We start from the raw sequence: 20,575 nt of genomic DNA on the forward strand, positions 1-20,575 counted from the left end.
AGTTCCCACGGGAAGGACGGCAATGAGCATAAGCGAGGTTCGGAGGGCGTGGATAAGTTTCAGGTGATTTTTTTTGCAAAGGCGCTGTGCGTGATGACCAGCCGTTATCCTGACACCACCCTCTCCGGCATCCTCGGGTTAAACCCGGACCGAGGATGACGGAGAGCGTGGGAATGATCTCTGCTCAGCCGCCGTCCGTACTGGCGGCCTCGACGAGCCAGTTCCTAAAGGCGGCCATGGCGGGTGACTCGGTTCGTGATTGGAGGCGCGTCAGCCAATAGCTTCCCATAGTCACCGTGACATTGAAGGGTTGCCGGATGGTTTCAGCCCGCAGATGACGCGCGAACATCAAGGGCGGTGCCAGAGCAATGCCGGCACCCTGCATCGCCGCTTCCATCATGGCGATCGAGGAATCGAAAACAATGTCTCTTGGCACTGGCATCCTTGTGGAAACGCCGGCGGCCGCAAACCATTGCTGCCATTCATCGGATCGGTAGGAGCGCAGAAGGGTGTGCTGCGCCAAATCAGCCGGCGTGGAAAGCTGTTCTGCGATCTCCGGAATGCACAGCGCCGAAAGTGGCGCCTCGAGGATGCGCAATGCGTCCACCCCATGCCATGCCCCGGTACCGAACCGGATGGCATAATCGAGCCCCTCTGCGGCAATATCCACCCGGTTGTTGTTCGTCGAAAGGCGCAGGTCGATGAAGGGATGCTGTTCCTGAAAGTCGCGCAGGCGCGGCAATAGCCAGCCGACGGCAAGGGTTCCAACAGCGCCTACGCGCAAAACCTCGCGATAATGCCCGCTCTCGAAGTGTTCCAGTGTCGACGCAATACGGTCGAAGGCGTCACGCAGGGACGGCAGCAGCGTCTCGCCTTCGCGCGTCAGCATCAGGCCGCGCGGAAGCCGGTTGAACAAGGTTACGTTCAACCGGCTCTCGAGACCCTTCACCTGATGGCTGACGGCAGCTTGTGTCACGCGCAGTTCGATCGCGGCGTTGGTGAAACTCAAATGCCGTGCCGATGCTTCGAATGCCCGAAGAGCATTCAAGGGCAGATGAGGTCGAACCATGGAGATGCCCCAATTTTTCTAATGGCCAATGCAAAATATCGTCGTTTGTTCAGTATGTGTCGTTTGCGTATATCGCAGTGGCCGTTTCGGTCAACAACCGCGCAGGTCACGATAGCGCGGTTTTGTTACGAGAATGCCCGTGCCGAGCGACCGCGCGCCAACGGCGTGGCAAAGGCGGCCGACAACATGTACAACCGGAGTCTCCATCTGCCATGAGAAAAATTATCCCTTCAAGAATTAGCGTTCTCGCCGCTGTTCCGTTCCTGTGTGGCACTGCCGCCCATGCGTCTGACGCGCGCGACGTCGAACGCATCGTCGATGAAGCGATCCGTCCTGTGATGCAGAAGAATGAGGTTCCAGGCATGGCGGTGGCGGTCACAGTCAGGGGAAAGCAATATTTTCTCAATTATGGCGTGGCTTCAAAGGACACCCGGATAAAAGTCACGAGGAACACGATTTTCGAGATCGGCTCCATCAGCAAGACTTTTACGGCAACGCTGGCATCCTATGCGCAGGTGAGGGGAGCCCTGTCCCTCTCCGACAGTGCGAGTACTTACTTGCCGGCGCTTGCTGGGAGTAGTTTCGACGGGATCACCCTTCTCGACCTCGGCACTTACTCTGCGGGCGGCCTGCCGCTGCAATTTCCGGACGATGTAACCAATCTGGAGCAGATGATCGCCTATTACAGAAGCTGGCGTCCCGATTACGCGGCCGGTACCCACAGATTATACTCGAACCCGAGCATTGGCCTCTTCGGCTATCTGGCGGCCGAAAGTCTGGAGCAGCCCTTCGACGATCTGATGGGCCAGCAGCTACTGCCTATGCTTGGCTTGTCGAATACGTACATCCATGTCCCCAAGGAAGAGATGGGCAACTATGCCTACGGTTATTCCAAAACGGGCAAACCCGTCCGCGTCACGCCGGGCGTCCTTGATTCAGAGGGCTATGGCGTCAAGACGAGTGCTTACGACCTGATCCGGTTCGTAGAGGCGAACATGAACGGTTCGGGGTTGGACAAGACACTGCAGAGCGCCATTACCGCAACCCATACCGGGTATTTCAGGGTGGGTGACATGACGCAAGGCCTGGGCTGGGAGATGTATGCCTATCCCACGGATCTGGCGCACTTGCTGGTCGGCAACTCTCCGGACATGGCCCTCAAGGCCAACAAAGTTGAGAAATTTGCCTCTCCCCTGCCGCCGCAGGACGATGTGCTGATCAACAAGACCGGTTCCACCAATGGTTTCGGTGCCTACGTCGCCTTTGTTCCGGCCAAAGGCATCGGCATCGTGATGCTGGCAAACAAGAACTATCCCAATGCAGAACGGGTGAAGGCTGCATACGAGATTCTGACCGCGCTCGACGGCGGCACTGACTAGGCGATCTGGACGGCGCATTCTTCGCCGCAACGTCGCATCAGAGCTGCATCGGCAACACATCCAACCCGCCTTGCGCGGCGGGTTTTGACGTATTTCCAAACTGTCAAAAATGACTGATTGCGCCGTTGACAGTGTCTCGCATTCATGTTGAATTGGCCCAATGGTCCAACCAATTTAGGTGATGCGTTTCGTGATCAGTCCGATCCTTGCCCCGGTACATACATCATCGCGTGATGACGCCGTGCTGCATGCGCTGGTGGATTTTGTGACTGGGGAGGGGCTGCGGCCGGGCGATCGCCTGCCGACCGAACGCGAACTCGCCGAACATCTGAAGGTCAGCCGGACAACGGTACGCGAGGCGCTGACCCGGTGGCAGGAGCTTGGCCTTGTCGAACGACGCCAGGGGAGTGGCACCTATTTGAAATCGGCGGTCACGCGCAACATGCTGCATCTGCCGCTGACATTGCCGTCCGGCAATGATTTCAACAGCCTCATGCATACGCTCGAGATACGTCGCGGCCTTGAGGCAGAGGCGGCAGTTCTCAGTGCAGAGCGCGCAAGCGATGCAGATATCGCATTCATCGAGCAGCAGCTTATCCGGATGGAAGAGGCCTTTCACGCGCGGCATGGCATGTCGGCTGACGAGGACTGGGATTTCCACCTTGCGGTATTCCGCACGTCCGGTAATCCGCTTTTCGAGCAGATCATCGCTGCCATGTACGAAATGTTCCACCGGTTCTGGGAGCATCCGCTCGGCGTGCGCGACTTCGGTCATGCCAGCTTCCCGTATCACCGGACATTGTTCAACGCCATTGCGGCGCGCGATCCCGTAGCGGCACGTGCCGAAGCATTGAAATTGATTGCCACCGTCGAGGACGACCTACGGCGCGGTGCTGCAAACCTGAAAAAGCAGAGCAAGAAGAGTTGAAAATGAGCGACAATCCCTATTTTCACGATCAGGACATGATGGCGCAAGCTGCAACGCTGCTTGCCCATGACGAGCCGTTTCCAGGCGGCTCGGTCGTTCCGCCGATCTACCAGACATCGCTCTTCACCTTTGCCAATTATGCGGAGATGGCCGATGCATTTGCCGGGCGCAAGCGCCAGCCGATGTATTCCCGCGGCGACAATCCGACGGTGATGGAGTTCGAGGCCAAGATCGCGGCGCTCGAGGGCGCCGAGGCGGCCCGCGCCTTCTCCAGCGGCATGGGTGCGATAAGCGCCATGGTCCTGGCATTTGTTGGGGCAGGGGACCGTATCGTCGCCGTTCGCAATTGCTATGGCGACGCCTACCGGCTGTTTGAGCGGCTTCTGCCGCATCTCGGCATCAAGGTCGACTATGTCGACGGCTCCGATCCCGATGCCGTGGCCACGGCATTGCCGGGCGCAAAATTGCTTTATCTCGAAAGCCCGAGCTCGATGATGTTCGAGCTTCAGGACATCGCGCACTATGCCAAGCTTGCCAAACAGCATGGCGTCGTCACCACGATCGACAATTCCTGGGCGACGCCACTGTTCCAGAAACCGATCAGTCACGGCATTGACCTCGTCATGCATTCGGCCTCGAAATATCTCGGCGGCCACAGTGACACTGTCGCGGGTGTCGTCGCCGGCTCGAAGGAACTGATCGAGCGGATCAACGGGCGCACCTATTCATATCTTGGAGCGAAGCTCTCGCCATTCGAAGCCTGGCTGCTGCTACGCGGGTTGCGGACGCTGACCTTGCGCCTGCCGCATCACATGAAGAGCGGGCTGACCATCGCCGAGCGGCTGAAAGGCCATGACAGCGTCGAGCGCATCATGCATCCCGCCTATTCCAATCATCCCGGCAAGGCGACGCTGACCGGGTATTCGGGCCTGTTTTCCTTCGAGGTCACCGAGGATATCGATGTGCCGGCCTTCGTCGATGCGTTGAAGTTGTTCCGCATCGGTGTCAGCTGGGGCGGCCACGAAAGTCTCGTTGTCCCGGCGCTTGCCTCGCTGCAACAGACGCCGGATGCCAATTCGATCGGGCGCTTCGGTGTCAGCCCGCGAACCATCCGCCTTCACGTGGGTCTCGAAAGTGTAGAGGAGCTTTGGGCGGACCTCACCAATGCACTGACAATAGCAAAACGCTGAACTTCTGAACTTTGCAAAATGGGAGCAGACAATAATGCAAAAACGAATGGGAACATTTCTGGCAGGGGCAATTGCTGCCCTGTCGATGACCGTATCGGCGGCCTTCGCCGACACGACGATCAAGATGGTGGAGGTTATTTCCAGTCCGCCACGCACCGAGCTGTTGAAGAAGCAGATTGCAGCCTTCGAGCAGGCTAATCCCGGCACGAAGGTTGAGCTTGTCTCGCTGCCCTGGGGCCAGGCCTTCGAGAAGTTCCTGACCATGGTGCAGGCCGGCGATACGCCCGACATTGTCGAGATGCCGGAACGCTGGATGGGTCTTTATGCAACCAATGGCCAGCTTGAGGATCTCGGACCCTATATGGCCAACTGGAAGGATGCGGGCACGCTGGGCGACCGCGCCAAGCAGTTCGGCTCCGTGGTCGACAACAAGCAGTACATGATCCCCTACGGCTACTATGTCCGCGCCATGTTCTGGAACAAGAAGCTGTTCGAACAGGCCGGCCTCAAGGAAGCGCCGAAGACGCTTGACGAGTTCATGGAAGCCAACAAGAAAATCTCGGCGCTCGATGGCAAGTATGGCTACTGCCTGCGCGGCGGGCCCGGCGGCTTCAACGGCGTCCAGATGTTCATGAACATCGCCAATGGCAAGGGCGGCTATTTCAACGAGGATGGTACGGCAACGCTGAACGAGCCGGGCGCAGTCAAGGGCCTGGAGATGTTGGCCGACATCTACAAGAACGGCTATGCGCCCAAGGACAGTGTCAGCTGGGGCTTCAACGAGGTGGTGACCGGTTTCTATTCCGGTACATGCGCCATGCTCGACCAGGATCCGGATGCATTGATCGGTATCGCCGAGAAAATGAAGCCTGAGGATTTCGGCGTTGCACCGCTGCCAACGGGGCCAAACGGGAAGTCGTATCCGACATTGGGTTATGCCGGCTGGGCGATGTTCGCCAATTCCAAGGTCAAGGACGACGCCTGGAAGCTGATGGGCACGTTGCTTGCGCCAGCCGACAACCTCGAATTCGCCAAGAATGTCGGTGTCCTGCCGATCCACAATGGCGCGGACAAGGACCCGTATTTCGGCTCGGAGAGCTTCAAGGGCTGGTTCCAGGAACTGAGCGATCCGAAAACCTTCGAATTCGTCACGCCGCCAACGCATCTGGAAAACCTCGGCAACTTCTATGACTCGGTTTCGGTCAAGAATTTCCAGGAAGTCCTGCTCGGCCAGAAGACGGCCAAGGCCGTTGCCGACGAATGGGCTGCGTTCCTTACCGAACAGCAGCAGGCCTGGATGGCCAAGAACAAGAAGTGACGTGACTGAGACGATGCTCCGGTGCCATGCGCCGGAGCATTTTCCCTTGTGGCTTTCTCCATCGGTCAACCGGATGGTGAAGGACGGGGAACGTATTGGCAAATGAGGGGCCGAACGCAATGGTAATGCAATCGACAGTGGCAGATCTGCCGCAGAAAAGCGGCGGCAAGAGCCGGTTCTCCATGGTGTTCGAACCATGGCTGTACCTGAGCCCCGCGCTCGTTCTGCTGATGCTGGTGCTGGTGGTGCCGCTGATCTTCGGCATCAGCTACTCGTTCCGCAAGTTTTCCGCCTTCAAATCCGAATATGTCGGCCTGGCCCAATATCAGGCAATGCTGCACGATCAGGTGCTTCATCAGGCATTGATGAACACCTTGTGGTGGACGGTCGCGAGCCTCGTCCTGCAATTCTTTCTCGGCCTTGGACTCGCTCTCCTCCTCGACAAGAATTTTGCCGGCAAGAAGTTTGTCCAGGCGATCGTTTTTCTGCCCTGGGCCGTCCCGTCGTTCCTGTCCGGCCTGACCTGGGCCTGGCTGTTCAATCCGATTGTCGGACCCTTGCCACACTGGCTCTTCGCCCTCGGGCTGAAATCGGAGCCGACCAACATCCTGTCCGACCCGGCCACCGCCATGTGGGGGCCCATCATCGCCAATGTCTGGTTCGGAGTTCCCTTTTTCGCCATCACGCTGCTGGCGGCGCTCAAGTCCATCCCCGGAGAGTTGCATGAGGCGGCGGCCATTGACGGTGCAAGTCCTTGGCAGCGCTTTACCAAGGTCACGCTGCCATTCCTTGCACCAACCATCGCAATTACGGTGATGCTGCGAACCATCTGGATCGCGACCTTCGCCGACCTCATCTACGTGATGACTGAAGGCGGGCCTGCAGGGTCGACGAATACGGTCGCAACCTACATTTACGTCAGCGCCTTCAAGACGCTCGACAAGGGCTACGCATCGGCGGTCGCCGTGCTGTTGCTGGCACTTCTCATCCTTTATGCGATCGTCCTGATCCGCATCCGCAAATCCCTCGTGAGGTACTCATGATCGCCGGACGCTCCCGCAACGCGCGCATCCTCGGCGGTATCGGCCTTTATGCCGCCGTCGGCGCCTATGTCGTCTTCGCACTCTTTCCGCTGTTCTGGACGCTGAAGATTTCGGTCACACCGCAGTCGCTGCTCTATTCGGAAGGCATCACGATGTGGCCATCCACGTCGACTTGGGAAAACTACGCCACAGTGCTTCGTGCCACCGACTTTCCGCGCTACTTCCTCAACAGTGTGATCGTCTCGGTCATAACCGCCATTCTGGTAACGATGATCGCTGCGGCGGCTGGCTACGCCATGTCGCGCTTTTCATTCAGGGGCAAGACGACGGTTGCCGTAACGCTGCTGCTGACACAGACCTTCCCGCTGGTCATGGTTATCCCGCCCATGTATCGCATCATGGGTCAGCTTGGACTTACCAATAGTCTGACCGGGCTCATCATCATCTACACGGCCTTCAACATCGCCTTCGCAACATTCCTGATGCAGTCGTTCTTTGACGGCATCCCCAAGGACCTGGAAGAAGCGGCGATGATCGACGGCTGCAGCCGGTCGCAGGCGTTGCGCAAGGTAATCATCCCGCTGACGCTTCCGGGCATGGGTGCAACCCTCGGCTTTGTCTTTACCGCAGCGTGGAGTGAGCTTCTGTTCGCGCTGATGCTGATCAGCAGCGACAGCCAGAAGACCTTCGCGGTTGGTCTGCTGACCTTCATCGGCAAGTTCGCCGTCGACTGGGGTCAGATGATGGCGGCTTCGGTGCTCGCACTGATACCAGCCTGCCTGTTCTTCGCCTTCCTGCAACGCTACCTCGTGACTGGCCTGACGGCCGGTGCGGTCAAGGGCTAACAAGGGATCAATTCGATGGCTTCAGTTACCATCTCCAATGTCCAGAAAAACTATGGCGCCATGAATGTGCTCTCGGCGGTCGATCTTTCCATTGCCGATGGCGAGTTCGTGGTTCTCGTCGGCCCTTCCGGTTGCGGCAAATCCACTCTTCTGCGGATGATCGCCGGGCTTGAAGAGATTTCAGCGGGCGAGATCCGGATTGGCGACCGCGTCGTCAATGATGTGGCGCCGAAGGACCGCGATATCGCCATGGTGTTCCAATCCTATGCGCTCTATCCGCATATGGACGTCGCCGAGAACATGGGCTTCAGCCTCACCCTGCGCAAGACCGCCAAAGAACTGGTCATGAACCGCGTCGGCAGTGCCGCCAAGCGGCTTGGACTCGACGTATTCCTCGAGCGGCTGCCGCGTCAGCTTTCCGGCGGACAACGTCAGCGCGTTGCCATGGGCCGTGCCATCGTCCGCGATCCGAAGGTGTTCTTGTTCGACGAACCGCTTTCCAACCTCGATGCCAAGCTGCGGGTGCACATGCGCACGGAAATCAAGGCGCTCCACCAGCAACTGAAGACGACCTCCGTCTATGTGACGCACGATCAGGTGGAGGCCATGACCATGGCCGACCGGATTGTCGTCATGCATGATGGGGTGATCCAGCAGGTCGGCACGCCGCTCGAACTCTATGATCGTCCCGCCAACGTGTTCGTCGCCGGGTTCATCGGCTCGCCGGGCATGAATTTCCTGCCCGCGGTTGTAAGCCGCCAGGGTGGCAAGGTGGCTGCGGAACTTACAGACGGGCAGATGATCCCCCTGCGGCCGGAGCTCAAGATCGAAGATGGCGACCGGGTGACCGTTGGTATCCGCCCGGAAAACATCGAGGTTGGCGGTGGCAATGCGTTGACATCCAAAATCGAGGTGATCGAGCCGCTTGGCCTGTCGACACAGTTCTACACCAAGCTGGCGGACCAGCAGATCTGCATATTTGCCATGGGGCGGACGGACCGCGGCCCGGGCGATACGATCAGCCTTGGTATCAACCCCGGGGACGTGCATGTGTTTCACGCAAAGACGGGTATCCGCCTGACTTAGACCGGACAGAAACTCGCGACCGAACGCGTGGGAATAATATTCTCCAAAATAGTCGATTTCTGGTATTAGTTTTGCTAAACAACGGTGTACTCCGCCGTGGGATGCCTATGCAGCGCCACGCCAAAGTGACATTTTTCGTTCACTTGCCGAAGGCACATTGGCCGGCCGGCAACCAACAGATGGATGGAAACAAAATGAACTGGCTGAAATCACTCCTCGTCGTCGGCGCCCTTGCAATCGTGCCTGCCCAGGCACAGGCTGCCTCCAATCTTGAACAGATCAAGGCGGCAGGTGTCCTCAAGATCGGTACGGAAGGCACCTATGCGCCATTCACCTATCATGATGCTTCCGGCAAGCTCGTGGGCTTCGACGTGGAGATCGGCGAGGCGATCGCCAAGAACCTGGGCGTCAAGGCGGAGTTCCTGGAAGGCAAATGGGACGGGTTGATCGCGGGTCTCGACGCAAATCGCTACGACACGGTCATCAACCAGGTCGGTATCACCGAAGCGCGCAAGCAGAAATATGATTTCTCGGAACCCTATATCGCCTCCAAAGCGGTGCTGATCGTCAAGGGTGACAATGATGAGGTGAAGGGCTTTGCCGATCTGAAGGGCAAGAAATCGGCACAATCGCTCTCCAGCAATTTCGGCAAGATCGCCCAAGAGGCTGGGGCCGAGCTGGTCGGGACAGACGGCTTCGATCAGTCGATCCAGCTGGTACTCAATGGCCGTGCCGATGCGACGATCAATGACAGCCTGTCCTTCCTCGACTTCAAGAAGCACAAGCCTGACGCCAATGTGAAGATTGCGGCGCAGCAGGAGAATGCCGATTTCTCGGGCATCATCATCCGCAAGGGAGAGCCCGATCTTTTGGCCGCCATCAACAAGGCGCTCGAGACGATCAAGGCGGACGGAACCTACAAGACGATCGCCGACAAGTATTTCGGCCAGGACGTTTCGAAGTAAGCCCCGTTTACGATCGATCCGTTTTACGCTCTAAGAGGGCAGGGAGCAAAACTCCCTGCCTTTGTGTTTGGAGGGAGTACCGGCCGTGCCTCATTGGCTGACGTTGATGCTTGAATCGTTGCCATCCCTTTTGTGGGCGGGGCTGATCTTCACTATTCCACTGACATTGCTCTCTTTCGTGCTTGGTTTGACCGTCGGCCTCATAGCCGCGCTCATCCGGCTTTTTGCGCCGGGACCATTTGCTGCGATCATCAAATTCTACGTATGGATCATTCGGGGCACGCCGCTGCTGGTGCAACTGTTCCTGATCTTCTACGGCTTGCCCAGTGTCGGCATTGTGCTTGATGCCTTTACCGCCGCACTGATCGGCTTCACGCTGAACATTGGAGCCTATACGTCGGAAATCCTGCGCGCAGTCATCTCCTCGGTTCCGAAGGGACAATGGGAGGCTGCCTATTCCATCGGCATGAGCTGGGGACAGGCGATGCGCCGCACCATCCTGCCGCAAGCGGCAAGGGTTGCCGTGCCGCCCCTGTCCAATACCTTCATCTCGCTTGTGAAGGATACCTCCCTCGCAGCCGCCATCACCGTGCCGGAACTGTTTCAGGCGGCGCAGCGCATTGTTGCGACAACATATGAGCCGCTTATCCTTTATATCGAGGCAGCGCTCATTTACCTCGTCCTGAGTTCGGTCCTGTCATCCTTGCAGGCGCGGCTCGAGACCCGCCTCAACCGGTACGGTGGGTTCCTGGAGGCACGGTCATGATGATTGAGCTCAAGAATATCGAAAAGCGCTTCGGGGATCACACTGTCCTGAACGACGTGTCCCTCAGCGTTGCGGAAGGCGCGGTCATGGCGCTCGTGGGCCCGTCAGGCGGCGGCAAGAGTACCCTGCTGCGCTGTATGAACCTCCTGGAAATTCCAACATCCGGATCCGTCGAGATCGCTGGTGACCGGCTGGAGTTTCATCCGGGCGCCAGGGTGAACACCAAGTCAGTGCAGATGCTGCGCCGGCATACCGGCATGGTGTTCCAGAATTTCCAGCTGTTCCCGCACCGCACCGTTGTCGAGAACGTGATGGAAGGCCTCGTTACCGTCCTGAAATGGCCCAAAGCGCGGGCGCATGAACGAGCAGCACAGCTGCTTGAGAAGGTCGGTCTCGCTCACAAGGCCGACGCCTGGCCATCGACCCTTTCGGGCGGGCAACAGCAGCGTGTGGCCATAGCGCGCGCCCTGGCACCGTCGCCCAAGGTTTTGTTGTGCGACGAGCCGACCTCGGCGCTCGATCCGGAGCTGTCTGGGGAGGTGGTCGACGTGCTGGCGCAGCTTGCACGGGAAGGGACGACCATGGTCATGGCCACGCACGATCTGCGTCTTGCATCCAAGATTGCCAATGAAGTGATCGTGCTCGATGGTGGTGTCATCGTTGAGACCGGGACGTCGCGTGATATTTTCACGCAGCCAAAGCGGGAACGCACCAAGCGCTTCATTGCAACGTTAACGCACGAACAAGGCCATACGCACGGGGAGGGGATCTAGCCGATACCCCGGCGCTTGCAATATGCGCGTGTCACGTGACCCATCAGTGGTTGCGCTTGCAAGTGAATGCCGTCACTGCCTGCGCCCCGTAACGATGTTCATGGCGATCCTGCTCATCACGATCCCATCGGCCGCCACTTGCGTCACTCTAGTCTCGAACTCCTCGCGTATCGCTGCGAGCTCCTGCGCAGGGAGTTGTGCGAGTTTGTGGCATGCCGGGTGGGCGATGGATTTCGGCCATATTGCCAGCGCATCGCCAAGATGCATGGCGTGCTCCTGCAGGAGTTCTTCCTTGATCTCAAGAGTCTCGAAGCCGGCGGCGGCCAGCAGTGTGGCACACTTTTCAGGCGTATTGGCGGCCGTAGCATAGGGCAAGGCGATACCGTGACTCAACGCGACATCCGCAATGACACTGTTGATGCCGAACGGCTCGCCTGGCGCGTCGAAGGCGACGATGCCGCCAGGCTTGAGCCAGCGGTGCCACGTCTGGAGCGCGCTCAACGGACTGGAAAGAAGCACGAAGGCCGATGAACACAATACCCTGTCGAAGGTGGCATCTTCGAGGTCCATGTTCTCTGCATCACCCTGGACAAACTGGATGTTGGTCAGGCTTTCCATGCCTGCCTTGAAATGGGCCTGCGTCAGCATTTCGGCGGAAAGATCAATGGCAACGACGGAGCCTGTGTCGCCGATAAGCTTGCTTGCATGCAGGGCGATCCGGCCGGTGCCAGTCCCGATGTCGAGCACAGCGAGGCCCGGTTCAAGGCGTGCGTGGCGTATGACCATTGCAGCGAGGCGGGGATGAATCGCATCCTGATCGTAGGTTTCGCTGCGACGATCAAAATAGTCTGCAGTGAGGCCCTTGTAGTCGGGGAGGTCTTCAGTGTCATCACGCATTCGGCAGTGCCCGTTCTGTCAGTGACGCCGGCATCGGTACAATATACCCGATTTTACTGCCGTGGTTGAATTCACTTGTTCTAGCTAACGGAATATCTGCCAATTGCTTGCATCACCTTTGAGTAGGCAAGTAGATTTCTGCCGGATTAACGGAACACCAAAAATGGTCGTTGGTTCCGAGCCTAGACCGAAAGAGTTAGCGACAGTTATTTGAAGTAAAGCCAAGGACGACGAAGTCTGACACCGGATCTGGAAGCCGCAACGCCTTGCCGATTTCGCAGAACTGTCATGCTTGGGGACGGAAAATTCAAGGAGAGCCCAAAGCCTGGAACGGATTTCTGCTGCATTGCAACATTATGTTGCAATGCAGCAGAAATCGCGTACGCTGTAGAACTGGGGGGAGCAATGTTCACAGAGGGTGCCGACAATGCTCCAAATCGTGATACTTATCTGCTCAACCAGTCTTACGCCCGCCGCGTGTCAGACCGACACGGCACTGGACGTTATCGTGGGACCACAGGCAACCAATGCAATGATGTGTGGCCTGCAGGGCCAGGCCTATGTAGCAAGAACAGCGGTCGTCGGTCGTTCGCCGAATGAATATGTCAAGATCAGGTGTTCACCACCAAAGGCAGTGAAAGCGGCACAGCGTCAATCGCTTTGACACTGCGCCGCCGGGTCAGTCGGCACCGCCGCTGAGAATTTCGCGCTTGCCGACGTGATTGGCAGGGCCGACGAGCCCTTCCTTCTCCATGCGCTCTACCAGCGAGGCGGCGCGGTTATATCCGATCTGTAGGCGACGCTGGATATATGACGTCGAGCATTTCTTGTCGCGCAGGATGACTTTCACGGCCTGATCATAGAGCTCGTTGCCATCTTCGGCGGCCATGCCGCTCTTGTCGAACACGGCGCTGTCATCCGCATCCGGCTCCTCCTCTTCATTTTCATCGGCGGTCACCGTATCGAGATAGTCCGGCTGGCCCTGGGCTTTCAGATGGGCAACCACCTTCTCGACCTCCTCGTCCGACACAAACGGGCCGTGGACGCGAGAGATTCGCCCGCCACCGATCATGTGCAGCATGTCGCCCTGGCCAAGCAACTGTTCGGCGCCCTGTTCGCCGAGGATGGTGCGGCTGTCGATCTTGGATGTCACCTGAAACGAGATGCGAGTCGGGAAATTGGCCTTGATGGTGCCGGTGATGACGTCAACGGAAGGACGCTGCGTCGCCATGATCAGGTGTATGCCGGCGGCACGGGCCATCTGGGCAAGACGCTGGATCGCGCCTTCGATCTCCTTGCCGGCGACCATCATCAGATCGGCCATCTCGTCGACGATGATGACGATGTAGGGCATCGGCGTCAGGTCCATGGTCTCCTGTTCGTACTGCGGCTCGCCGGTTCCCTTGTCAAAACCGGTCTGTACGGTGCACGTAACGGTCTCGCCCTTGTCCTTGGCACTGGTCACGCGAGCATTGAAACCGTCAATGTTGCGGACGCCCAGCTTGGACATCTTGCGGTAACGGTCCTCCATCTCGCGCACCGCCCATTTCAGGGCCATCACGGCCTTTTTCGGATCGGTCACGACTGGTGTCAGCAGATGCGGGATGCCGTCATAGATCGACAATTCCAGCATCTTCGGGTCGACCATGATCAGCCGGCACTCGTCCGGTGTGAGCCGGTAAAGCAGCGAAAGAATCATCGTATTGATGGCAACCGACTTGCCGGAACCGGTCGTGCCGGCCACGAGAAGATGCGGCATCTTGGCGAGTTCCGCGATGACGGGCTCGCCGCCAATCGTCTTGCCAAGACAGAGCGCGAGCTTGAACTTCGTCTTGTCGAAATTGTCCGAGGCGACCATCTCGCGCAGGTAGACGGTTTCGCGTGTCGTGTTGGGCAGCTCGATGCCGATGACGTTGCGACCCGGCACAACGGCCACGCGCGCCGACAGGGCAGACATGGAACGGGCAATATCGTCGGCAAGGCCTATGACGCGCGAGGACTTCACGCCGGGTGCAGGTTCGAACTCATAGAGTGTCACGACCGGGCCGGGGCGCACATGGATGATCTCGCCGCGAATACCGAAATCTTCAAGGACGCTTTCGAGAAGTCCTGCGTTCTGTTCCAGCGTTTCCTGGGAAATCGTGACGGCATCCTGCGCCACCGCTTCCTGGAGCAGGGTCACCGGAGGCCTCTCATAACCGTCGTGGCTGGTCCAGGCGTCGGCCGGGCTGGCGATGGCGAACTGCCTCGGCGCAAGGGGAGGCTGGATCGGAGCGATATCACGGCGGCGAATGGTCGTTTCAGGCGTGGCCACCGGAACGATATCCGGACCAGCAACCGGTCCCGAATCGACAGTGTCACGTGTCTTCAGCTCCGGCACTGGCGGAACTGCTGGTGCCTCGGGCTCTGGAACGAGGGGAGGTGCAGCCAGTTCCTGCTTGGGAGCTTCGTGGCTGATGGGATGTTTCTTGCATTCCACGACGCGAAAGCGCGCCGTGATTTCATCCAGACTGAACCGTGGTTGCGGTTTCGACCTCGGCTCCGTTGCAGCCGGAACGACGTCCCCTGCAAGATCAATCGATTCGAAGAAGGCATGATCCGAAACAAAGGCGAATGGAGATGTCGCCCGGGAAGGCTGTGCCGGTGCCACGTCCGACCGGATCAACGCCGGGGCGGGCGTCCTTGGGGGCACGGGGGGCAAGGGAGCTTTCGGCACCGGCAAGGCGGTGCGCGGCACGGCTGAAGGCACCGGCTTCTGCGCAACGAATGCGGCTTTGGCTTGCACGTCATGTACTGGAGCAGGCTTGCCCTTCATGAGTTCACTATCGGGCGTGCGCGTGAAGCGGACATTTTCGGACAGGGAGAACATGCGTTTTGATATCGGCGCCGAATCGGGATTGACGATTGTCTTTTCCGGTTGCCTCTGACGACCCGCCAGCTGCGTCGGCTGGTTCTGGACAGGCGGCGGCGCAGCGGGACGTCTGACGATTACGGGCTCATATTGCGGGCTGGGGTAACCCGCCACGGGAGGGCGAATCGGCGCGGATGGGGCCGCTGCGACAAGCTGGGCCGACTCGCGGGTGGGCTGCTCACGGTATTCGTCATCGAAACCGTATTCATCTGATTGTATTGGGAAATTTGTTCTGGGGATACGCATGATGCCTGCAAGCGGAATGATGTGAAGGTACCCATTGGGCTTGCTATTTGAATAGAAAGCCAAGGTTAACAAGTCGCTACTTTTGCAGATGTTGACGGTCGATTTCGGTTCAAGGTCTGCGGGGTGTGGCCAAGTGGCCGCACCCGGCCCCGACTACTTCCATCGTTCGATTTTTGCGATCCTATTTTGTGGGGTCATCGTCACCTTGTATTGCTCATATCGGGTGCGATCATCACAGGTCACGCGAACCACGGTTGGCCCCAGTGCGGACAGAACCTTGTCGACCGCGGCCTCGCTCACCTTGTCGCACCAGAATCCGGCATTGCGTATTGCCCGGGCTGTCTGCCTTTCCAGCATACGCGTCTGGGCCGTTTGCGCATGTGCATATTCTGCCATTGTTACCAGCATGAGAAGGGCGGCAATAACACGTTTCATGTTCAACCTCGAACCAACAGTTTCATGCGGGAAAACCGGGGTCTCCGCTTGGCAGACAATGCGACACAGTGCCGGGTAACGCAATGATAACTGTAACAACTTTGACGAGACGACATTTTTCATCCATCAATTGCGCAGACTGATGGAAAGGGTGTCGAGCAAGCGGACTCCTGCACCATCGTCGCGACAGAACCGGCCCAGGAGGCGGCACAAATGTATTGTCATTTCAACCCCATGCGATTGTTCAGGATGTGTGCGGTCGCATTGTGGGTTGGGGCCGTCGTGGCTGCGCCCGCCCATGGCCAGTCGGCTGCTCCAGCGGCGGTCGCACCCCCTCCGGAAAAGGTCGAGCAGCTTCTGAAGCTGCTGGATGACCCGGACGTCAAGGCATGGATCGCAACGAAGGGCACTTCGCCTGCAGCAGAGGAGACGATGGGCCCCTCAGCGAGCGACTTCATGCTGTGGTCCAACTCCATTCGGGCACATCTCCGGGGAATCGGACAGGCAGTTCCGGCTGTGCCCGGCGAGTTCGAGGGGGCGAGTTCCACCATCATGACCGAAATCAACGGCCGTGGACCGGGCGCCATACTGTTCCTGTTTGCCATATTTGCTGCACTCGGGCTCGGCGCTGAGCTGATCTTCCGGCGGCTTGTCAAGCGCGCCGGGCAACGGCACGCGGCGGCCGTTGCTGCGGACGAGACCCCTCCGGCCCGCCATCACATCCTCGGCCGCGCTATTTTCGCGGCGATGGCTCCGCTGGTGGTCTTTGCCATCGTCAGCATCGGTGCATTCCATGCCTTCACATGGCCGCCATTGCTGGGCGCGCTTGTGCTGCCCTTGCTGGTTGCGCTGATCGCCTGGCGCGTTGTCATGAGCATTACCGCCATTTTGCTGGGAGTTCGCAAAGGCAGCGGGATTGGACCCGGCATGGTCCGCCTTATACCGATCGACGACGTGAAGGCGGCGTTCTGGTATCGGCGGGCTGCGGTGTTCTCGGGCATCTTTTTTACCGGATGGGCTGCGGCCGGATTGATGACGGCGCTGAATTTCACCCCCAACGTCAAGGGCCTGATTGTGTACACACTCGGCCTTGGCCTCCTGGCGGTTGCCCTGGAAACCGTATGGAACCGCCCCGAAGCGCCGGTTGCCTCCAAGGCATACCGCGTGAAGGAGTGGCTGCTCACATTCTATCTGTGTCTGCTCTGGTTGCTCTGGGTCGCCGGCCTGAGCCTGGCACTGTGGGTCGGTATCTATGTTCTGGTCCTGCCGCCGATCCTGCGAACGACCAGTGCAGCCGTAAAATCATTCTTTTCCACGGCCGACGACGCGGCAAAGCCCAAGGCGCCTGTCGTCGAAGTTCTCATTGAGCGGGGAGCAAGGGTCATCGTCATCGCCCTTGCTGTGGCATGGCTTGCCTTGGTCCTGCGTTCCCGCACCGTCGGCCTGATGGGGGATGAGGTCGCCAGCCGCCTGTTCCGTGGCGTGTTGGGGGGCGTGGTGATTTTGCTTACCGCCGACCTTGTGTGGAATATCGCCAAGGGCCTCATCAACCGCCGCATCGAACGTGCGCGGGTCGAGGGCGGTGATCCAGCCGAACTGGCCAGAAGCGGTCGCCTGCTGACCCTGCTGCCGATCCTTCGAAATTTCCTTGCGGTACTGATCGCCGCCATTGCTGTCATGATGGTGCTGTCCGGATTGGGTGTTGCGATCGGTCCCTTGATCGCAGGCGCGGGCATTTTCGGTGTTGCGATCGGCTTTGGCTCCCAGGCCCTCGTCAGGGATATCATCAGCGGCATCTTCTACATGACAGACGATGCTTTCCGCGTGGGTGAATATATCCAGAGCGGCAGCTACAAGGGCACAGTCGAATCCTTCAGCATCCGTTCGGTCAAACTGCGCCACCATCGCGGCCCCATTTTCACGGTTCCATTCGGAACACTCGGCGCCGTGCAAAACATGAGCCGGGACTGGGTGATCGACAAGTTCTTCATCTCGGTCAGCTACGACACCGATATTGCCAAGGTGAAGAAGCTGGTGAAGGGAGTCGGTGCAGCTTTGCTTGAAGATGAGGAATTCGGCCCGCAGATCATCGAAACTGTCAAGATGAAGGGTGTCGAGGACTTCGGCGATTATGGCATCAAGCTGAGCTTCGCCATGATGACGAAACCCGGGCATCAGTCGACGATCCGTCGCCGAGCGTATGCCATGATTCGCGAAGCCTTTACGGCCAACGACATCGGGTTTGCGTCGCCAACGGTACAGGTCGCCGGCAATGACGACCTCTCAGCGCCCGCAGCTGCAGCGGCAACCAGGGATGCCATGGCCCGCAAGAATGCGGCCGCAGCCAAACCCGAGGAAGGTTGAAGCGACCGCAATCGGTCTTTTGGAGCTTTTCAGCACCGTCGGCTGAGCGATACAGTTGAAGTCAGGTGATGACGCCGTCGGGTTGTTTTTTCATCATCGTAGCGTACGTGTTCGCCATCCGCTCGGTCTCCTCGAGGTAGGAAGCAGCGCTGGCACGGGATCGAACCAAATCATACAGGGTGGCAATTGCCGAAAAATGCTGGCAGACGGCCTTGCGGTCGAGATATGCGATCCAAAAGCACAAGTAGAAGTCTGCGAGAGAAAAACGGTTTCCGAGTGCGTAGGGCCCCGTTTGTGACAGCCTGGTGTTCAACACGTCCAGGCGGCTGAGGACGAGCGATTTCGCCAGTTCCTGTATGCCGGCATTATCCTCGCTTCGCAGGGAGAAGCGGTGTGGAAAATGAAAGCGCTTCATCTCCGATTGTATGTCGGCGGCAATGTGGAAAACCGCTGAAAGAAACAGCCCCCTGTCCGGATCCGTCGATAGCGGAGCAAGATCGGAGATTTGGTGCCGATCTGCCAGATATAGCATCAGGGCCGCAACCTCGTAGAGCACGTTGCCCTCAGGGGTGATCAGCACCGGCACAAGACCGGCCGGATTTATGGCAAGGAACCTTTCCGAGCGGTGCTCACCATTCATTATGTCTACTTTTCTGAGTTCGTATTCGATCTTGCCTTCTTCAAGCACCCATTGGACTAGCGGTGCGCGGGTGAAATCACCTCCATAGAGAATATACATTGGATCCCCCTTGGCGATCGACCTGTAAAGCCGCATGGCAATACTCTGTTCGTATCGGACATTGAGATTCTTATCGATGATCGACGCAATTGTATCTCAATACTAAACTCTGAACTCTCATATTCAATCTTTTCAGCCTGTTGCGTCCCGTGAAACACTGTCCGTGTTGAGGGGCTTCCATCGCCGCTTTTTGTTCGAGGAGTACGTCTGAAATGATGAAGTCATCGTTTGCATCGCCTGTCCGAACTGAGCCAATCGCCATACTGCCGGAACCGGCAATATTCAGAAGTCGCAATATCACCCGCTGCATGGGGGTGGCCGCTGTCACCCTCATGGCCGTCGCTTTGATACAGGAGCCTGCTTCGGCAGCGTCTCCAGCAACGGGAAGCTTTTCCGTCAAGATTACCATCAATTCCGAATGCAAGTTGATTTCCTCTTCCGATCTCGATTTCGGCAGCCAGGGTGTTCTCAACGCGAATGTCGATGCGACCAGCAACCTGACGGTGCAATGCACTCCGGGAACTTCCTACAATGTGGGGCTTGGAGCCGGCGCTGGAACCATTGGCGCGCGTCACTTGACCGGGCCCGGCAACACCACGATCGACTACAATCTCTACCGAGACCCCGATCATACCCAGGTATGGGGCACGACCATCCTGGCCGACACGGTGTCGAAGACCGGAGACGGCACGGCCCAACTGATCCCCGTCTATGGCCGAGTGGCACCGCAGGCAACGACCCCGCCGACGGGCAATTATTCCGACACGATCGACGTGACCGTTACCTACTAGCGAATCCTCTCATCAGGGCCCGCTATTAATAAGTTGGAACTGGCTCCTGCGCATCGGTCGCGCTCGCGCGGTGGTGCAGGAGCTTCATTAGCAGCAGCAATCAGGAAAATATCGATGCGACCTATGCTTTACGGCATCAGCGCGATGAGTCTCGTCGTGCCGTTTACCGCCACCGCGCAAGCTTCTTCATTGCGCCTTTCGCCGACGAATCTGGAAATCGTCGCGCCGGCCAGTGCGGGCATGCTCACACTGACCAATGACGGCACCCGTCCGATCCAGATGCAGGTCCGCATCTATCGCTGGACGCAGTCTGGCGGCGAAGACCATCTCGAACCTGCGGACGACGTTGTCGCCAGTCCGCCTCTGACCACCCTTCCGGCGAACAAGCCTTATCAAGTGCGTATCATACGCATTGCCCACCGGCCGGTGACCAGCGAAGAGAGCTATCGCGTCGTTGTCGATGAGCTGCCTGACCCCAATCGCAAGCGCGCCGGGGCGGTCGCACTGGTCGTGCGCTACTCGTTGCCGGTCTTCTTCAAGAGCGAGGATGCGACGCCCGCTGAGGTGAAGTGGGGACTGGTGCAGTCGAAGGGCAACCTTCTGCTTACGGCGCACAACGCCGGGAATGCCAGGCTCCGCCTCTCCGACGTGCAACTGGTGCAGGGCGGACGGCTGATCGGGGGGCGCAAGGGGCTCGTTGGCTATGTGCTGGGCGGGGCAAGCATGCAGTGGCCGATCCTGGCCGACAAAAAAGTCCTGCCGGGCAATCTCACCTTCAAGGGACAAAGCGAGTCGGGACCATTCAACACCGACCTTACGAAGTAGCAGCG

General features: G+C 58.6%; 19 protein-coding genes. 14 read left to right on the forward strand and 5 right to left on the reverse strand.

What is annotated here, in order from left to right; genetic code table 11:
- Positions 1–184: 184 nt before the first annotated feature.
- Complete coding sequence (locus K9U38_RS20140; protein ID WP_224496143.1) at positions 185–1,069, reverse strand: LysR family transcriptional regulator; 885 nt, start codon at positions 1,067–1,069, stop codon at positions 185–187.
- 212 nt (positions 1,070–1,281) lie between these two features.
- Between K9U38_RS20140 and ampC the strand changes: the two genes are divergently transcribed.
- The 10 genes from ampC to K9U38_RS20190 all read left to right on the forward strand — a co-directional run bounded on the left by ampC (position 1,282) and on the right by K9U38_RS20190 (position 11,362).
- Positions 1,282–2,448, forward strand: coding sequence for a class C beta-lactamase (ampC, locus tag K9U38_RS20145; RefSeq protein ID WP_224496144.1), 1,167 nt, complete (start codon positions 1,282–1,284; stop codon positions 2,446–2,448).
- A 190-nt stretch (positions 2,449–2,638) separates the two neighbouring features.
- Entirely contained in the window at positions 2,639–3,376 is a 738-nt protein-coding gene (locus tag K9U38_RS20150) for a FadR/GntR family transcriptional regulator (protein ID WP_370632023.1), read from the forward strand.
- A 2-nt stretch (positions 3,377–3,378) separates the two neighbouring features.
- Entirely contained in the window at positions 3,379–4,566 is a 1,188-nt protein-coding gene (locus tag K9U38_RS20155) for a PLP-dependent transferase (RefSeq protein ID WP_224496145.1), read from the forward strand.
- 46 nt (positions 4,567–4,612) lie between these two features.
- Positions 4,613–5,884, forward strand: coding sequence for an ABC transporter substrate-binding protein (locus tag K9U38_RS20160; protein WP_224496213.1), 1,272 nt, complete (start codon positions 4,613–4,615; stop codon positions 5,882–5,884).
- A 182-nt stretch (positions 5,885–6,066) separates the two neighbouring features.
- Positions 6,067–6,927: a carbohydrate ABC transporter permease gene (locus tag K9U38_RS20165; RefSeq protein ID WP_224496214.1), complete on the forward strand. Its 861-nt coding sequence runs from the start codon at positions 6,067–6,069 to the stop codon at positions 6,925–6,927.
- Positions 6,924–7,772 carry a carbohydrate ABC transporter permease gene (locus tag K9U38_RS20170; RefSeq protein ID WP_224496146.1) on the forward strand — a complete coding sequence of 283 codons (849 nt, stop codon included), beginning with the start codon at positions 6,924–6,926 and terminating at the stop codon, positions 7,770–7,772. Before K9U38_RS20165 ends, K9U38_RS20170 begins: the two co-directional genes overlap by 4 nt.
- Positions 7,773–7,787: 15 nt before the next feature.
- Entirely contained in the window at positions 7,788–8,858 is a 1,071-nt protein-coding gene (locus K9U38_RS20175) for an ABC transporter ATP-binding protein (protein WP_224496147.1), read from the forward strand.
- A gap of 194 nt (positions 8,859–9,052) precedes the next feature.
- Positions 9,053–9,823, forward strand: a complete 771-nt coding sequence (locus K9U38_RS20180; RefSeq protein ID WP_224496148.1) for an amino acid ABC transporter substrate-binding protein — start codon at positions 9,053–9,055, stop codon at positions 9,821–9,823.
- An 85-nt stretch (positions 9,824–9,908) separates the two neighbouring features.
- A complete protein-coding gene (locus tag K9U38_RS20185) occupies positions 9,909–10,589 on the forward strand; it encodes an amino acid ABC transporter permease (protein WP_224496149.1) in 681 nt (226 codons plus the stop codon).
- A complete protein-coding gene (locus K9U38_RS20190; protein WP_224496215.1) occupies positions 10,589–11,362 on the forward strand; it encodes an amino acid ABC transporter ATP-binding protein in 774 nt (257 codons plus the stop codon). The genes K9U38_RS20185 and K9U38_RS20190 overlap by 1 nt, the downstream gene beginning before the upstream one ends.
- Positions 11,363–11,434: 72 nt before the next feature.
- Here K9U38_RS20190 and K9U38_RS20195 read toward each other — a convergent pair whose 3' ends face one another.
- Positions 11,435–12,259 carry a class I SAM-dependent methyltransferase gene (locus K9U38_RS20195; protein WP_224496150.1) on the reverse strand — a complete coding sequence of 275 codons (825 nt, stop codon included), beginning with the start codon at positions 12,257–12,259 and terminating at the stop codon, positions 11,435–11,437.
- 427 nt (positions 12,260–12,686) lie between these two features.
- On the opposite strand from K9U38_RS20195, the gene K9U38_RS20200 reads away from it, so the two are divergent.
- A complete protein-coding gene (locus K9U38_RS20200) occupies positions 12,687–12,923 on the forward strand; it encodes a hypothetical protein (RefSeq protein ID WP_224496151.1) in 237 nt (78 codons plus the stop codon).
- A 15-nt stretch (positions 12,924–12,938) separates the two neighbouring features.
- On the opposite strand, the gene K9U38_RS20205 is transcribed toward K9U38_RS20200, so the two are convergent.
- Together K9U38_RS20205 and K9U38_RS20210 are read right to left on the reverse strand one after the other, a co-directional pair.
- Positions 12,939–15,248, reverse strand: a complete 2,310-nt coding sequence (locus K9U38_RS20205) for a DNA translocase FtsK (protein WP_444357927.1) — start codon at positions 15,246–15,248, stop codon at positions 12,939–12,941.
- Between the two features lie 321 nt (positions 15,249–15,569).
- On the reverse strand, positions 15,570–15,851 hold the full coding sequence (locus K9U38_RS20210; protein ID WP_224496153.1) for a hypothetical protein: 282 nt from the start codon (positions 15,849–15,851) through the stop codon (positions 15,570–15,572).
- Between the two features lie 234 nt (positions 15,852–16,085).
- On the opposite strand from K9U38_RS20210, the gene K9U38_RS20215 reads away from it, so the two are divergent.
- Complete coding sequence (locus K9U38_RS20215) at positions 16,086–18,215, forward strand: mechanosensitive ion channel family protein (protein ID WP_444357929.1); 2,130 nt, start codon at positions 16,086–16,088, stop codon at positions 18,213–18,215.
- 61 nt (positions 18,216–18,276) lie between these two features.
- On the opposite strand, the gene K9U38_RS20220 is transcribed toward K9U38_RS20215, so the two are convergent.
- Positions 18,277–18,990 (reverse strand): glutathione S-transferase family protein, encoded by a 714-nt coding sequence (locus K9U38_RS20220; RefSeq protein ID WP_224496155.1) that lies wholly within the window; start codon positions 18,988–18,990, stop codon positions 18,277–18,279.
- A gap of 272 nt (positions 18,991–19,262) precedes the next feature.
- Between K9U38_RS20220 and K9U38_RS20225 the strand changes: the two genes are divergently transcribed.
- On the forward strand, positions 19,263–19,745 hold the full coding sequence (locus K9U38_RS20225) for a Csu type fimbrial protein (protein ID WP_444357930.1): 483 nt from the start codon (positions 19,263–19,265) through the stop codon (positions 19,743–19,745).
- Between the two features lie 114 nt (positions 19,746–19,859).
- Positions 19,860–20,570: a fimbrial biogenesis chaperone gene (locus K9U38_RS20230; RefSeq protein WP_224496157.1), complete on the forward strand. Its 711-nt coding sequence runs from the start codon at positions 19,860–19,862 to the stop codon at positions 20,568–20,570.
- Positions 20,571–20,575 lie beyond the last annotated feature (5 nt).

This window comes from Phyllobacterium lublinensis, assembly GCF_020164435.1.
Taxonomy (GTDB): domain Bacteria; phylum Pseudomonadota; class Alphaproteobacteria; order Rhizobiales; family Rhizobiaceae; genus Phyllobacterium; species Phyllobacterium lublinensis.

Coding starts and splice junctions, on each gene's coding strand:
- K9U38_RS20165 (WP_224496214.1), top strand. CDS start 6,067: ATGGTGTTCGAACCATGGCTGTACCTGAGCCCCGCGCTCGTTCTGCTG.
- K9U38_RS20210 (WP_224496153.1), bottom strand. CDS start 15,851: ATGAAACGTGTTATTGCCGCCCTTCTCATGCTGGTAACAATGGCAGAA.
- K9U38_RS20170 (WP_224496146.1), top strand. CDS start 6,924: ATGATCGCCGGACGCTCCCGCAACGCGCGCATCCTCGGCGGTATCGGC.
- K9U38_RS20175 (WP_224496147.1), top strand. CDS start 7,788: ATGGCTTCAGTTACCATCTCCAATGTCCAGAAAAACTATGGCGCCATG.
- K9U38_RS20215 (WP_444357929.1), top strand. CDS start 16,086: ATGCGATTGTTCAGGATGTGTGCGGTCGCATTGTGGGTTGGGGCCGTC.
- K9U38_RS20220 (WP_224496155.1), bottom strand. CDS start 18,990: ATGCGGCTTTACAGGTCGATCGCCAAGGGGGATCCAATGTATATTCTC.
- K9U38_RS20180 (WP_224496148.1), top strand. CDS start 9,053: ATGAACTGGCTGAAATCACTCCTCGTCGTCGGCGCCCTTGCAATCGTG.
- K9U38_RS20190 (WP_224496215.1), top strand. CDS start 10,589: ATGATTGAGCTCAAGAATATCGAAAAGCGCTTCGGGGATCACACTGTC.
- K9U38_RS20140 (WP_224496143.1), bottom strand. CDS start 1,069: ATGGTTCGACCTCATCTGCCCTTGAATGCTCTTCGGGCATTCGAAGCA.
- K9U38_RS20230 (WP_224496157.1), top strand. CDS start 19,860: ATGCGACCTATGCTTTACGGCATCAGCGCGATGAGTCTCGTCGTGCCG.
- K9U38_RS20160 (WP_224496213.1), top strand. CDS start 4,613: ATGGGAACATTTCTGGCAGGGGCAATTGCTGCCCTGTCGATGACCGTA.
- K9U38_RS20225 (WP_444357930.1), top strand. CDS start 19,263: ATGGGGGTGGCCGCTGTCACCCTCATGGCCGTCGCTTTGATACAGGAG.
- K9U38_RS20200 (WP_224496151.1), top strand. CDS start 12,687: ATGCTCCAAATCGTGATACTTATCTGCTCAACCAGTCTTACGCCCGCC.
- K9U38_RS20155 (WP_224496145.1), top strand. CDS start 3,379: ATGAGCGACAATCCCTATTTTCACGATCAGGACATGATGGCGCAAGCT.
- ampC (WP_224496144.1), top strand. CDS start 1,282: ATGAGAAAAATTATCCCTTCAAGAATTAGCGTTCTCGCCGCTGTTCCG.
- K9U38_RS20195 (WP_224496150.1), bottom strand. CDS start 12,259: ATGCGTGATGACACTGAAGACCTCCCCGACTACAAGGGCCTCACTGCA.